This window comes from Puribacter membranae, from assembly GCF_055380425.1.
Genome location: NZ_AP040167.1, coordinates 1523954 through 1538187, shown reverse-complemented (window position 1 = coordinate 1538187; position 14234 = coordinate 1523954). Strand labels below are relative to the sequence as shown.

Genomic DNA, 14234 nt, shown 5'->3' with positions numbered 1-14234 from the left:
ATGGGTCTTAGGAAGCAGAATGCTACAAAGGTTGATCACGAAGTAATTTAAGAATGACTTTATATAAATCAGTCTTACGGTGATTAAACCTAAATTCAGTTTCCTTCAAGTGTAGTAAAAAAGTGTTTTTCGGAACGCCGTTAAACTGCATCAAACGACGTTTGGCATAACTCCAGAATGATTCTATCCCATTTACATGATTAGAACCATTCACAAACTCATCTGCACCGTGATTGACCCGAAAGTGTTTATCAAAGCCGATATCCACCAAGCCATCATAACCACGCCAGCCATCGGTGTGAATGATACTATTAATATCTGCTTTTCCACGGATAATAGCTTGCAGACTGGCTTTTGAAGCATTCGGCACAATCTCAGTGTAGATGTTTCCATCGCGTTTGAGCAAGCCAAACACGATGGTTTTACCTGAAGCACCTCGTCCGCGTTTACCACGTACTCGATGCGGACCAAAGTAAGATTCGTCGGCTTCTAATTCGCCTTTAAGCGGTGAGGCTTGCTGGCAAACAATCGCCAAGCGACGACGAATCTTGAGGTATATGCTGTTGATTGAACGGACGGATATACCGCTTAATGCGGCACATTCGGTTGCTGTCAAATCTAGAGCAAAATACCTTAAAATCTGACGAAACTTTGCTTCGCTAATTTTTGAATGGTTGAAGTACTTGTTTTTCATTTGGTCTCAAGAGCTTAGCGCTTATTTTAATGCGTTTGCTTCCTAAGACCCTATCCATTTATGAACTGCGCAAGAGCGCACCCTGTTGTTAAAACCCCGTTGTTGTCATAACAGCGGGGTTTTGTTTTGGGTGATTGTGGTTGCTCACTGAGGTTTGATGGCGCTTGTGACGGGCGTTTGGGCGGATTGTATTGATTCGGAAAATCGTCGCGCAAAGCACAAGGGCTTTTCATTGTGTTTATGGCGGTGCATGGCTATAATGCACCTTCTACATCAGCTTAATATTTACTCAATTAAAGGCAGATTTATGAATTTACTTGCCAAGCTTTTACCGACTCAAAACATCGAGCTAAACGTCGATGCGTCCAGCAAAAAGCGCGTGTTTGAATACGCCTCCATTTTGTTTGAAAACAATCAGGGCGTGGAGCGCTCGAAAGTGTTTGACAGCCTGTTGGCGCGTGAGCGTCTGGGTTCGACCGCGCTGGGCAAGGGTGTGGCGATTCCGCATGGACGGATCAAGGGCTTGAAAGAAGCTGTGGCCGCCGTGGTGAGTGTGAATACGCCGGTGGCGTTTGATGCGCCTGATGCGCAGCCGGTGAGCCTGATGGTGTTTTTGCTGGTGCCTGAGCAGGCCACGCAGCAGCACTTGGAGATTCTGTCGGAGTTGGCCGAGTTTCTGAGTGATAAAAATAACCGCGAGACCTTGATGGCGGCAGAGTCTGCCGGTGAGGTGCTGCAACGGGTACAAACTTGGGAACCGGCTCGTCGCAGTTTGGCGTAAGCGCTCCTGATTTCGCAGACAGGATTTGCCATGCAATCAATCGCTACTTTATACAACGATGTTTCAGCGCCGCTTGGACTCAAGTGGCGTGCGGGATTGGATGGCGCATTTCGTATTTTGTCCGATTCGCACGCCGGATCGGCAGAGCTGGTCGGGCATTTGAACTTGATTCACGCTTCGCGCATTCAGGTGATCGGGCAAGCGGAGAGTGATTTTTTTGACCGGCTGAGTGAAACCCGCAGGCTCGAATACCTCAACGACTTTTTGCACCACGGCGAGCCGCCAGCCTTAATCATGGCCGATGGCGTAGAACCGCCGAATTTTTTGGTTCAATGGTGTGAAGAGCATGTGATTCCGCTGTTTTGCTCGGCAGAAACGTCTGCGCGGGTGATTGAATATTTGCGCGTGTACTTTAACCGCCTGTTTGCCGAGCGCTGCTCGCGCCACGGTGTGCTGATGGACGTGTTGGGCGTGGGTGTACTGATCTCGGGCGAATCGGGGTTGGGTAAATCCGAATTGGCGTTGGAGTTGATTTCGCGCGGACATGGTTTGGTGGCCGATGATCAGGTGGATTTCGCGCGTGTCGCGCCGGATTTTATCGAAGGTCGTTGCCCGCCGTTATTGCAAAATCTGTTGGAAGTGCGCGGCATTGGCTTGCTGGATATCAAAACGATTTTTGGTGAAACGGCGGTGCGCCGCAAAATCAAATTGCGTCTGATTACCCAACTGATTAAGCGCAACGAGATGGATACGAAATACGAGCGCTTGCCGATGCAGCATTTGACCGAAAACATTTTGGGGGTGGATATTCACAAAGTGGTGTTGCCGGTCGCGGCAGGGCGTAACTTGGCGGTTTTGGTCGAGGCGGCTGTGCGCGATACGGTGCTCAAATTGCGCGGGATTAACACTTTGCAAGAATTCATGATGCGCCAACGACAGGCGATGGATGAGACGCGTGTGGATCGATCCAGCCACAATATACAGGGCGAAATTTAAATTTTATCGGGCAAAAAGCGCGTATTGATTATGAATTTGGTACTCATCACCGGTTTATCCGGATCAGGCAAAAGCGTGGCCTTGCGGCATTTGGAGGACATGGGCTACTACTGCGTCGACAATTTGCCAGCCAATTTGTTGGAATCCTTGGTTGCAGAAATGAATCGCGCGACGTATCCGCGCTTGGCGATCAGCATTGATGCGCGCTCGTCTGCGGATTTTGAAAAACTGCGTGATCAGATTGTGGCCATGCGCGCGCAAGGTCAGGCGGTACACAGCCTATTTTTGACCGCCAATAACAGCGCTTTGGTTAAGCGATATTCCGAAACGCGTCGACGTCATCCTTTATCACGCTTGGCAGCGTCCGCTGATGGCGCCGATCAGTCGCTCAAGGACAGCATTGATCTGGAGCGCACGCGCCTGATGCCGTTGATTGAGGTATCGGTGGTGATTGACACCAGTCAGTTGAAAGCCAAGCAACTGCAACAGTACATCCACGAGGTGTTGAGCTTGCCAAATGACCGATTGACCGTGCTGTTTCAGTCGTTCGGCTTCAAACATGGTGTCCCGCTGGATGCCGACTTTGTGTTTGATGCGCGGGTTTTATCCAATCCGTTTTATGATGTGAATTTGCGGCCGTTGACCGGTTTGGATGCGCCGGTACAGGCGTTTTTGCAAGCGCAGTCAGATACCGAATTACTGATTGGGGACATTGAGCAATTTTTGCAACGCTGGTTGCCGAAATTTGAACAGGATGACCGCAGCTACGTTACCATCGCCATCGGCTGTACCGGCGGACAACATCGTTCGGTGTATATTGCGCAGACTTTGGCGCAGCGCATGGTTGCAAACGGTTTTTTACACGAAAATCAAGTATTGGTGCGCCATCGAACCATGAAAACTATAGATGCACATTAAAAAATTGCTCCCTTAAAGGAGCGATTTTTTTATAGAGTGCGATGCGCACATCAGTGATGCGCGTCGTCCGAACCCAAATGCAGTGGCAAGCGTCGTTCCGTCCAAAATACCGTGGCCAACACCAGCAGGCCGATGAGCCAGTAACCAAGCGCTAACGGCAGCACCGTGCCGTTAAACGCCTGCCCGATCAAACTGCCCAAAATCGCACCGATCAAGCTGGTGTAAAAACCGGTCCATGATGATGCGGAGCCAGCAATCGCACGCATCGGCTCCAGCGAAATCGTGTTGAAATTCGGCATCATGATGCTAAAGCAGAACAAACACGCCGCCAATAAGGGGGCAAACAGAGCAATCGGCGGATGACCGTTGAAAGCCCACGCACACACCGTCAAAACGCTGGTGAGCGTTAAAAACAGCCACAGCGCGCTGTGCGCCATGCGTCGCATGCCAAAGCGCGCGACCAAGCGCGAGTTGGTGAACGCCGCCAAGCCCATCGACATGGCAATCGCGCCAAACATCAGCGGAAAGTGCTCGCCGAGCTGGTACACATCGCGCTGAAAAATCTGCTCGGACGAGCCGATGTAGGCCATCAGCACACCCTGCATCAGACCGACCGCGGTCGCATAGCCCAAGGTCGAACGATTGTGAACGCATTGTTTGAGACTGTCCCACATGCTGGCGAGTGAGATCGGACGGCGAAAATTCGGATCCAGCGTTTCCGGCATGCGCGAGGTAAACCACGCGCCCAAAAGCACGGCATACAACAGCAAGCCCCAAAAAATACTGTGCCACTCAAAGCGAAACAACAGCAATTGCCCCAAGCTCGGCGCGATAATCGGCACGATGATGAACACCATCATAATCATCGACATCACCTGCGACATCGCGTGTCCCGAAAAGCGGTCGCGCACCATCGCGGCGGTGAGCACGCGCATCGCGGCCAGCCCGATCCCTTGCAGGACACGCATGGCGAGCAGGAAGTAAAAACTGGGCGAAAGCGCGGCGCCGATCGAAGCCAGCGCAAAAATGCTCAAGCCGAGCAGGACTATCGGTCGACGACCGAAATAATCACCGAGCGCACCGTAAATCAACTGAGCAAAAGAAAAGCCGATCATATAGGCGTAGACCACCCATTGAATATGGTTGGCTTGTTCGGCCTGCAGGCCAAAATCATGGGTCATGCGCGGAAACGCAGGCAGCATGGTGTCAATCGACAGAGCGCCAATCGCCATCATCAATGCAATTAGGATGATGAATTCGAGGCGGCCGATGTGTTCGTTCGGATAGGTTTTAAACGGCAAGGGAAACTTTCTATTGTTGTTCTTTAGCTGAGATCTGATTCAATCTATGGGGTCGATGAGGTTGCTTGCGTCAATTGTGCCATCATTTCGATGTGCGCGCTGTCCGTGTTCAAACACGGGATGTAGTGGTACTGTGCGCCGCTCGCTTCTAAAAACACCGCTTTGAGCTGATGCGCGACCTCTTCCAATGTTTCCAAACAGTCGGCGGAAAAACCCGGACACAGCACGTCCACGCGACGTGCGCCCGATTGTGCCAACTGCGTCAGCGCCTCCATCGCATACGGTTGGATCCACTTTTGCGCGCCAAAGCGCGATTGATAGGCAATATGCACCGCAGAGGGCGGTACGCCGAGTGCATCGCGTAGGGCTTCGGTCAGCGCTCGGTGCGTGGCATTGCACTGCGCCTGATACGGGTCGCCGAGGCGGACATTGCGCTCAGGCAAACCGTGAAAACTGAGTAAAACTCGGTCACCGGCAGCAAAATCCGGCGTCCCGTGCGTTTGCCAATATGCCTGAATCGACTGAACCAAAGCCTGAATGTACTGCGGATGCGTGGGGTACTCGGTGATGCGCCGTTGTTGGAGCGTCAAGCCACGCGCGCGAATCTGCCGATCTATTTCGTCAAACACCGTTTCGGTGGTGGTCATCGAGTACTGCGGATACAGCGGCAGGACGATGACTTCCTGTATGCCTTCATCAGCGATGCGTTGCAGTACCGCGCCGATGGCGGGATTTTGGTAGCGCATGGCCCAATATACTTTGAATGCCTGCGCGCCGTGATGCGCGTCCAAATGCTGCTGCAAGGCGCTCGCCTGCGCCTGCGTGATGGCCTTGAGCGGTGCGCCATTTTCGGGCGCGACGTCGTGGTTCCAAATCATCTCATACAGCGGTACGAGCCGCGCCGGACGGCGACGTAAAATGATGCCGTGCAAAATCGGATACCACAGCCATTTGGGGATATCGACCACGCGGCGATCACCGAGAAATTCCGCCAAATAGCGCGCAATCGCAGGCGCAGTCGGTGCATCGGGTGAACCTAAATTGATCAATAAAATGGCTTGGGTTATGCGTGAGGACATGAAAAGCTTTGTATTTTGGGTTTAAATGAATTCAATCAATTGAAATTTTGCATCGCACGCGAGAGTAATTTGGCGGTCACATCAACCAGCGGAATCACTTTTTCGTACGCCATGCGCGACGGACCGATCACGCCGAGCGTGCCGATCACTTGGTTGTTGACCGTGTACGGCGCGGAGATCAGCGACACGCCATCAAACGGCAAAACCTCAGATTCGCCGCCGATAAATACCTGAACGCCGCCTGCGGTGCGCGTGTGTTCGAGCAGCTGCAACAAGCGTGTTTTCTCATCAAACAGGTCAAAGGTCATGCGCAGCCGTTCCATATTGTTGGTGAACTCAGACACGTCGAGCAAATGCCGCTCGCCTTTGACGATCAGCGTTTCGTCGTCGTGGGCGCTGCTTTCGGACTGTGCGAGTGCCTGCTGCATCAAAAACGACACGTCACGTTGCAGGTGGTGCAATTCGTGCGTGAGTTCGAGGCGAATCTGCTCAAAGGTTTTACCGGTGTAGTGGCTGTTCAGATAGTTCGCCGCGCTGACCAATTGGCTGGGCGTGAAGCTCTGGCTCAACTGCAACAAGCGGTTTTGAATATCGCCCTCCGGCGTGACCATCACCACGAGGATGCGGTTGGGCGAGAGTTGCAGAAAATCAATGTGGCCGAATACCTGCGAGCGTTTCGGCGTGGCAATGATGCCCGCAAATTGCGATAACTGCGATAATGTTTGCGCCGCTTGGTTCGCCATGCGCGTTGGCGTGTCGGCGGAAAATTCCGGCGTGGCGAACTCAGCGGTGTCCTCGGCGGCAAATTGCCCTGCCGTCATCATGCTGTCCACAAAAAAACGATAGCCCGCCGGTGTCGGAATGCGTCCGGCCGAAGTGTGTGGGCTGGTGATAAATCCCAGATGCTCCAGCTCGGCCATCACATTGCGCACGGTTGCGGGCGAGAGCGCCAGCCCCGCGCTGTGCGTGAGCATCTGCGATCCCACAGGCGTGCCCTGTGCGATGTACTGATGTACCAAAGTGGTTAGCAGCCGACTGGCGCGTTCGTCTAAGCTCATGTCAAATCAAGTGCATAAAAAAGTATGACGTATTGTAACAAACTGGCGGGATGTGTGATTGACAATACCGCGCACGCAGTGATAGTGTGAGCCGATGTTATCAATACAAAATACGGCGCAACCAAACACAGTGCAACCAAACACTGCGCCCAAAGGACAGCGATGCACAATGCAATCAACGAAAGCAAACACAAAACCCTACTGTCATGGAGCAGTGGCAAAGACAGCGCGTGGGCGCTGCACACCTTGCGTCAAGACCCGCAGATCGAACTGGCGGGGCTGTTTTGCACAGTGAACCAAGCGTTCAATCGCGTCGCCATGCACGGCGTGCGCGTCAAGCTGCTGCAACGGCAGGCCGACCGTTTGGGTTTGCCGTTGCAGATCATCTACATTCCCTATCCGTGCAGTAACGAGCAATACGCGCAAGTCATGAGCGAATTCGTCACTCAGGCGCGGGCGGCGGGCGTGACGCATTTCGCCTTTGGTGACTTGTTTCTCGAAGACGTGCGCCGCTACCGAGAGGAGCGCTTGCAGGGTACGGGCATCAGCCCGATTTTCCCGCTCTGGGGTTCGGATACGCGTGAACTGTCACAAACGATGGTGGTGGCGGGTTTGCGATCGGTGCTGACCTGTGTTGACCCGAAACAATTGTCCAAAGACTTTGCGGGGCGTATATTCGATGCAACGCTGTTGCGCGACTTGCCCGCAGATGTTGATCCGTGCGGTGAAAACGGCGAATTTCACAGCTTTGCTTTTGACGGGCCCATGTTTGCGCAGGCGGTGGATTTTACGCTGGGCGAAACGGTGGCGCGCGACGGTTTTGTGTTTACGGATTTATTACTGTGACTGTATTTCAGTCTCTCACCAAGAGGTGAGAGCATTTGTTAATCACTTCATTTATTGGGAGCATATCAATGAACTATCAGGCACAAGCACATCGTTATCAGGACATGCAATACCGCCGTTGCGGTCGCAGCGGGTTGAAGCTGCCTGCGATTTCCTTGGGGTTATGGCACAACTTTGGCGGCGTGGACAGCTTTGAGCATTATCGGCAGACCCTGCGCACGGCGTTTGACTGCGGTGTGACGCATTTTGATCTGGCGAATAATTACGGGCCGCCGCCCGGCTCGGCGGAGGAGAACTTCGGCGCCATCCTCAAACGCGATTTTCGCCCGTATCGGGATGAATTGATTATTTCGTCCAAAGCCGGTTACACCATGTGGGATGGACCGTATGGGGATTTTGGCTCGAAAAAGTATTTGGTCGCCAGTTTGGATCAGAGTTTGAAACGCATGGGGCTGGATTATGTGGATATTTTTTACCATCATCGCCCCGATCCCGACACGCCGCTGTACGAAACCATGAGTACGCTGGATTTGATGGTGCGGCAGGGTAAGGCGTTGTACGTCGGTTTGTCGAATTATCCTGCGCCGTTGGCTGCGCAGGCGATCGACATGCTGCGCGAATTGGGCACGCCGTGTCTGATTCATCAGCCGCGTTATTCGATGTTGGACCGTTGGGTGGAGGAGGGTTTGCTCAATGTGCTGGCGGATAAAGGCGTTGGCTGCATTCCATTTTCGCCGTTGGCGCAGGGGATGTTGAGCAATCGCTATTTGCACGGCATTCCGACCGATTCGCGTGCGGGTAAGGCGCATGGTTTTCTGACAAGCGATCAAATTACCGAGGCGCGATTGGCGCAGATTCGGGCGCTGAATGAGTTGGCGCAGGCGCGCGGTCAAAGTCTGGCGCAAATGGCGCTGGCGTGGCTGCTCAAAGACCCGCGCATCACTTCGGTGTTGGTTGGCGCGAGCAGTGCGGAGCAGTTGCGTGATTCGCTGGCGTGCTTGCAGCGTTTGGACTTCGCGGCGGATGAGTTGAGTGCGATTGAGGCGATTTTGGCGTAAATGAGCGCGTTGGGTTGCATTGAGTTGGCTTTGCGCGACGTCGTACCGCGTTCAGATTGTTTCGACTGACGCAATGCTTTACAATGCGCGCATGAATTCAAACCGCACCCTTCCCCATTGCTCCTATGATTTAGACGTTCGCACGGTCGCCGTGGTGGGTCGGCTTGCGCCGGACACTTCGCCCGAGCCGCTGTTGCAGGTGTTGCGCATCATTGCGGATTTGGGCAAGCAGGCGGTGATTGAGGCGCGCACGCATGATTATTTCCAGCTCACCGATTACCCGCGAGTGGAGCTTGATCAGATCGCGCAGACCGCTGATGTGCTGATTTCGGTCGGTGGCGACGGTACGATGCTGGGCGTGGCGCGCGAGGTCGCGCCGTATGGTTTGCCGTTGATCGGCGTGAATCAGGGGCATTTGGGCTTCATTACCGATATTGCACTGGCCGATGCGCCGAATGCTTTGCGCGAAATCCTCGTAGACAAGCGTTTTGAGGTGGAAGCGCGCGATATGTTGCAGGTCAAAGTCGTGCGTGAGAATGAAGTGCTGTTCACCGGAACCGCGCTCAATGACGTGGTGGTGGCGCGGCGCAGTGTCGAAGGGATGCTGGAGCTGAACGTGAATGTGAATGAGCAGTTCATGTACCGCCAGCGCGCCGATTCGCTGATCATCGCCACGCCGACCGGTTCGACCGCGTATTCGCTGGCAGCCAACGGCCCGATTTTGCACCCGCAGTTGGCGGGAATCACGCTTGCGCCGGTGGCGCCGCAGTCTTTGTCCAATCGCCCGATTGTTCTGCCGAATTCGTGTCGGATTCAGCTTGAAATTACATCCAAACGCGAAGCGGCGATTCACTGCGATACCCAAGTGTTTTCCTACGCGGTGCAGGGCGATCAACTGCACATCCGCCTCGCGCCGCATCAGGCGGTGTTCTGGCATCCGCTGTCGTACAACTACTTTGCGACTTTGCGCCAAAAACTCAATTGGCAGCTCAATCCGTCGCGTCCTCTGTAATTCAATAGTGAGCTAACCATGCTGGTGCGTCTCAGTCTGCGTCATTTCGTCATTGTGAAAGCCCTCGATTTGGACATCGAGTCGGGCTTTACCGTACTCACGGGCGAGACGGGCGCGGGCAAATCGATTTTGCTTGACGCGATTGGCTTGCTGTTGGGCGAGCGCGCCGATGCAAGTTTGGTCGCGCAGGGCGCCGACAAGGCCGACATCACCGCCGAATTGAGCATTTCAAAGGAAGTCGCCGCGTGGCTGGACGAGCAGGAATTGAGTGGGGATGAAGCGGATACACTCTTGATTCGTCGCACGATTGACACCCAGGGCAAGAGCCGCGCGTTTGTCAACGGTGTGAGTGTGACCCTGACGCAATTGCGCGATTTGGGTGAGCAACTGGTACACATTCACGGCCAGCACGCGCATCAATTACTGCTCAAACCCGTGTCACAACGCGATTTACTGGACAACCACGCGCAACTGGGCGAGCTGCGTGTCGCCGTGCGCGCCGCCTACCAACACTGGCAACACGTACAAAAAGCGCGTGTGCAAGCCGAGCAGGACAGCGCCCACATGGGTGAGCGCATCGACGCGCTCAACTGGCAATTGGATGGACTGAACACGCTCGCGCCGCAGGCGGACGAGTGGGAAACGCTGTCCGCCGAGCATTCGCGCTTGGCACATGCCAGCACCTTGATCCAAGGCAGTTCGGCGGCGGCGCACGCTTTGGTGGAGGATGACCGCGCGCTGGCTGACCAAGTACGCGAGCAGATGAATGCGGTATCGGCGTTGGCGCGACTGGATGAACGGCTGAACGAAACGCTTGAATTGTTGGATTCGGCTTTGATTCAGATTCAAGAGGCCGGTCATGCACTTAATCACTACAGCCAGCGCGCCGATTTAGACGAGTCGCGTTGGGACGAAATCGACCGTCGCATGAGCGCGTGGCACGAGCAGGCGCGCAAATTGCGGGTGGAGCCGGAGGATTTACACGCGCATTGGCACGATTTGCAAAGTCAACTGGCGCAATTGCAACACGGCATGGATTTGGACGCGCTGCAATTGGCCGAGCAAAATGCCTACGCCGCGTTTGAGCAACATGCCCTCAAATTGCGCCAAGCGCGGCAAAAAGCCGCGAAACAATTGGCCAAAGCCGTAACCGCGAGCATGCAGACGCTGAACATGACCGGCGGGCGCTTTGATATCGCGATCAGCGACGCAGCGCCATCGGCGTTCGGCATGGACGCGATTGAATTTCAAGTGGCCGGTCACGCGGGCGTGGCGCTGCAAGCTTTACACAAAGTCGCCTCCGGTGGCGAATTGGCACGCATCAGTTTGGCTTTGTCGGTGATCACCAGCGCGGTCAATCCGGTGCCGACGCTGATTTTTGACGAAGTGGATTCGGGTATTGGCGGCGCAGTCGCCGAGGTCGTGGGCAAACTGCTCGCACAAATTGGCGCCAGTCGCCAAGTGCTGTGTGTGACGCATTTACCACAGGTGGCGGCGCAGGGGACGCACCACTGGCGCGTCTCGAAAGCCACGGCGAACGGTGCGACGTATTCGACCATCGATGTGCTGGATGAGACGCAGCGCATCGACGAAATCGCCCGTATGTTGGGCGGTGTGACCATCACCAGCGCCACGCGTGAGCACGCACAGGAAATGCTCGGCGCGCGTTTGGGCTAAGGCGCAGGCGTTGTTTGTTGGACTGCTGTTCTACGCGGAGATAGATCATTCGCCGAAAGATAGATGCGATCGGTCGGAAAATATCCACTTTTTAAAACGCTTTGTTTTACAATACAAAGTCTTCGCCCTCAATCCATTTTTATATTTGCTTTGATACCTGATGGCCGCGCGGCAGTGCTCAATGCACTCATTTGCACTCGTTTTGCCTGCTGAATTGTTACCGCTCATTCGATAGATATGCCCATGACCCCGATCACCCCCGCTACTGAAACTACCGTGGCAGAAATGCGAACGGTACTGCCGCATCAGTTCGTGCAGTGGCTGCGCGATGTCGCGCCGTATGTACATACCTTTCACAACAAAACCTTTGTCATTGCTTTTGGCGGTGAATTGATTGACAACGGCGATTTGCAGGATTTGGTGTTCGATGTCAGCCTGCTGATTGCGATGGGTATGCGCATTGTGCTGATTCCGGGCGCCCGCCCGCAGATTGAAAAACAATTGATGCTGCGCCAGATTCCATCCGAATTCGTCAACGGCATTCGCGTCACCAGTGCCGATACGCTGGAGGCGGTCAAAGAGGCCTGCGGTGCGGTGCGTCTGTCGGTCGAGGCGGCGTTTAGCCAAGGGCTGCCGAATACGCCGATGGCCGGCTCATCCATCCATGTGGTGTCGGGCAACTTCATCACCGCGAAACCGGTTGGCGTACTGGATGGCGTGGATTACCAACACGCGGGCGTGGTGCGCAAGGTCAACCGCGAAGCGATCGAGGCGCAACTCAAGGCCGATCAGGTGGTGTTGCTCTCACCTTTGGGCTTCTCACCGACGGGCGAGGTGTTTAACCTCTCCACGCCGGAGTTGGCCTCAGCGGTCGCCAGTCAGATTCATGCCGACAAACTGATCATTCTCTCGCACGAGGATGTACTGGATGAGCACGGCGAACAGATTCAAACCTTGGACGTGCGTCAGGCCGAGGCTCTGGAAGAAACCTTGCCGGTGGGCAGCTTCCTGCGCCAGACGCTGGCGGCGGTGTGCGATGCGGTCAACGCGGGCGTACCGCGCGCGCACATCGTACCGGCCAAGCTCGATGGCGGTGTGTTGCTCGAATTGTTCCAACACGATGGCGTTGGCTGTATGGTCACGCAGAACAGTTTGGAAAGTCTGCGTGTGGCCACGGTCGATGATTTGGGCGGGATTTTGCAATTGATCGCTCCGTTGGAGCAGGATGGGACGCTGGTTCCGCGCGGGCGCGAAAAATTAGAGGCCGAATTACCATTTTTCAGCGTACTTGAGTACGATAATGTGATTTTCGGCTGTGCCGCGCTGTATCCGTTCAAAGAAGAACAAATGGGTGAAATGGCCTGTTTCTCGGTCGATCCGTCGATGCAAGGCATGGGTTTTGGCGAGCGGATGCTCGAACACATTGAGGCGCGTGCGCGTCGCGAGGGTATGAAAGCATTGTTCGTGCTGACCACGCGTACCGCGCATTGGTTCCTCAAGCACGGATTTGTGCCCGGTACGGTCAATGATTTGCCCGATAATCGGCAGAAGATTTATAATTGGCAACGTCGTTCACAAATTTTTGTGAAGAAAATTTAATCCATTTCAAAATAAAGGGGAGTGACTATGGCTCGCATGGTTCAATGTTTGCGTTTGGGTACTGAGGCCGAAGGGCTGGATTTTCCACCGGTGCCGGGCGCATTGGGACAAAAGATTTTTGAGAATATTTCCAAAGAAGGTTGGCAGCAATGGCTCAAACACCAAACCATGCTGATCAATGAAAACCGCCTGTCGATGCTCGATCCGCGCGCACGTCAGTATCTGCTCAAACAATGCGAAGCTTTTTTCTTTGGTGATGGCGCGGACGCTGCCGCCGGTTATGTGCCGCAGTAATCTGATTTTTACGCAACTTTTTGATTTTAATCAAAAATTATCGGCTCATCCGGCATCGGGTGAGCCGATTGTTTTGATGATTATGCTCGGTTTTGCAACCAAACTTTCATGCAAAAGAGGCAATTAAATCGGCCTTCGGTTTGACAACCCTCTTTTGGGGGAGTAAAATGCCCAGTTAATTTGCTAAGTCTATGATTTTGGCGTAATTTTTAGAGGTTGATGGAGCGAACGAAGCCGATTGGGAGGTTGGTGGTTCGTATCGAACAACAAAGCTGCTGTGTGTTGGCGCGAAACACTTTTTCTGTCGCGTCGTGGTGCAACAGTGGCCGTAGGAAGAACAAATGATTTTAAAACAATGGATGAAAGCGGCTGCGGTCGTGGCAACGGCTCTGAGTTTGAGCTTGGGCAGCACGTCGGCAATGGCTGCTGATGATGGTTTTGCACAAAAATTACTTGGCAAAGCCATGCAATTGATTGGTGTGAAATACCGTTTTGGCGGTACCAACCCTGAAACCGGTCTGGATTGCAGCGGTTATGTTCAATACGTATACAAATCTTCAGTCGGTGTAAATTTGCCACGTACGGCGGCGCAGCAAGCGCAAATGGGTGAGCGCGTTGCGACCTCGGAAGTGCGTCCGGGCGACATGGTGTTTTTCAATACCCGTGGCTTTAGCAATTCGCATGTGGGTATTTATGTCGGTAATGGTATGTTTGTTCATGCGCCGAATTCGCGCTCGCGTGTGCGTTTTGACACTTTGGAATCCGGCTACTGGAAAACCAAATTCACGGGTGTGCGTCGTGTGAGCGCTCCGGCCAGCAAGTCGGCGTTCTATGACAATATGCCTAAGGGTATGTAATACCCGTTTGCAGTATCAATAAAAACCCGACGTCGCGTCGGGTTTTTTGTTTGATGAGCGACCG

The 14234-nt window shown here is 54.0% G+C and carries 14 protein-coding genes; 10 read left to right on the top strand and 4 right to left on the bottom strand.

From position 1 onward, the window contains the following. Positions 1-22: 22 nt before the first annotated feature. A complete protein-coding gene (locus ACZ41M_RS07415; RefSeq protein WP_464729991.1) occupies positions 23-694 on the bottom strand; it encodes an IS1595 family transposase in 672 nt (223 codons plus the stop codon). Between the two features lie 307 nt (positions 695-1001). On the opposite strand from ACZ41M_RS07415, the gene ACZ41M_RS07410 reads away from it, so the two are divergent. The 3 genes from ACZ41M_RS07410 to rapZ are packed head-to-tail and all read left to right on the top strand — an operon-like array spanning position 1002 to position 3389. After that, complete coding sequence (locus ACZ41M_RS07410; RefSeq protein WP_464731770.1) at positions 1002-1475, top strand: PTS sugar transporter subunit IIA; 474 nt, start codon at positions 1002-1004, stop codon at positions 1473-1475. Between the two features lie 30 nt (positions 1476-1505). After that, positions 1506-2471: an HPr(Ser) kinase/phosphatase gene (gene hprK, locus ACZ41M_RS07405; protein ID WP_464731771.1), complete on the top strand. Its 966-nt coding sequence runs from the start codon at positions 1506-1508 to the stop codon at positions 2469-2471. A 30-nt stretch (positions 2472-2501) separates the two neighbouring features. After that, positions 2502-3389, top strand: coding sequence for an RNase adapter RapZ (rapZ, locus tag ACZ41M_RS07400; RefSeq protein ID WP_464731772.1), 888 nt, complete (start codon positions 2502-2504; stop codon positions 3387-3389). A gap of 50 nt (positions 3390-3439) precedes the next feature. On the opposite strand, the gene ACZ41M_RS07395 is transcribed toward rapZ, so the two are convergent. Genes ACZ41M_RS07395 through hrcA form a run of 3 tightly spaced genes read right to left on the bottom strand, consistent with a single transcriptional unit; the run spans position 3440 to position 6827 of the window. Next, on the bottom strand, positions 3440-4690 hold the full coding sequence (locus ACZ41M_RS07395; RefSeq protein WP_464731773.1) for a multidrug effflux MFS transporter: 1251 nt from the start codon (positions 4688-4690) through the stop codon (positions 3440-3442). Positions 4691-4734: 44 nt separating this feature from the next. Next, the gene (gene hemH / locus ACZ41M_RS07390) at positions 4735-5769 is read right to left on the bottom strand and encodes a ferrochelatase (RefSeq protein ID WP_464731774.1); all 1035 of its coding nucleotides are present in this window, start codon (positions 5767-5769) and stop codon (positions 4735-4737) included. A 35-nt stretch (positions 5770-5804) separates the two neighbouring features. Continuing rightward, a complete protein-coding gene (gene hrcA, locus ACZ41M_RS07385; protein ID WP_464731775.1) occupies positions 5805-6827 on the bottom strand; it encodes a heat-inducible transcriptional repressor HrcA in 1023 nt (340 codons plus the stop codon). 162 nt (positions 6828-6989) lie between these two features. On the opposite strand from hrcA, the gene ACZ41M_RS07380 reads away from it, so the two are divergent. The 7 genes from ACZ41M_RS07380 (at position 6990) to ACZ41M_RS07350 (ending at position 14170) form a co-directional block, all read left to right on the top strand. Further along, positions 6990-7673 carry a Dph6-related ATP pyrophosphatase gene (locus tag ACZ41M_RS07380; protein WP_464731776.1) on the top strand — a complete coding sequence of 228 codons (684 nt, stop codon included), beginning with the start codon at positions 6990-6992 and terminating at the stop codon, positions 7671-7673. A 68-nt stretch (positions 7674-7741) separates the two neighbouring features. Further along, positions 7742-8731: an L-glyceraldehyde 3-phosphate reductase gene (gene mgrA / locus ACZ41M_RS07375; RefSeq protein WP_464731777.1), complete on the top strand. Its 990-nt coding sequence runs from the start codon at positions 7742-7744 to the stop codon at positions 8729-8731. A 91-nt stretch (positions 8732-8822) separates the two neighbouring features. Next, positions 8823-9743, top strand: coding sequence for an NAD(+)/NADH kinase (locus ACZ41M_RS07370; protein WP_464731778.1), 921 nt, complete (start codon positions 8823-8825; stop codon positions 9741-9743). 18 nt (positions 9744-9761) lie between these two features. Next, complete coding sequence (gene recN, locus ACZ41M_RS07365) at positions 9762-11420, top strand: DNA repair protein RecN (protein WP_464731779.1); 1659 nt, start codon at positions 9762-9764, stop codon at positions 11418-11420. A gap of 243 nt (positions 11421-11663) precedes the next feature. Continuing rightward, the gene (gene argA / locus ACZ41M_RS07360; protein ID WP_464731780.1) at positions 11664-13019 is read left to right on the top strand and encodes an amino-acid N-acetyltransferase; all 1356 of its coding nucleotides are present in this window, start codon (positions 11664-11666) and stop codon (positions 13017-13019) included. Positions 13020-13046: 27 nt separating this feature from the next. After that, complete coding sequence (locus ACZ41M_RS07355) at positions 13047-13313, top strand: oxidative damage protection protein (RefSeq protein ID WP_464731781.1); 267 nt, start codon at positions 13047-13049, stop codon at positions 13311-13313. Between the two features lie 341 nt (positions 13314-13654). Continuing rightward, complete coding sequence (locus tag ACZ41M_RS07350) at positions 13655-14170, top strand: C40 family peptidase (protein ID WP_464731782.1); 516 nt, start codon at positions 13655-13657, stop codon at positions 14168-14170. Positions 14171-14234 lie beyond the last annotated feature (64 nt).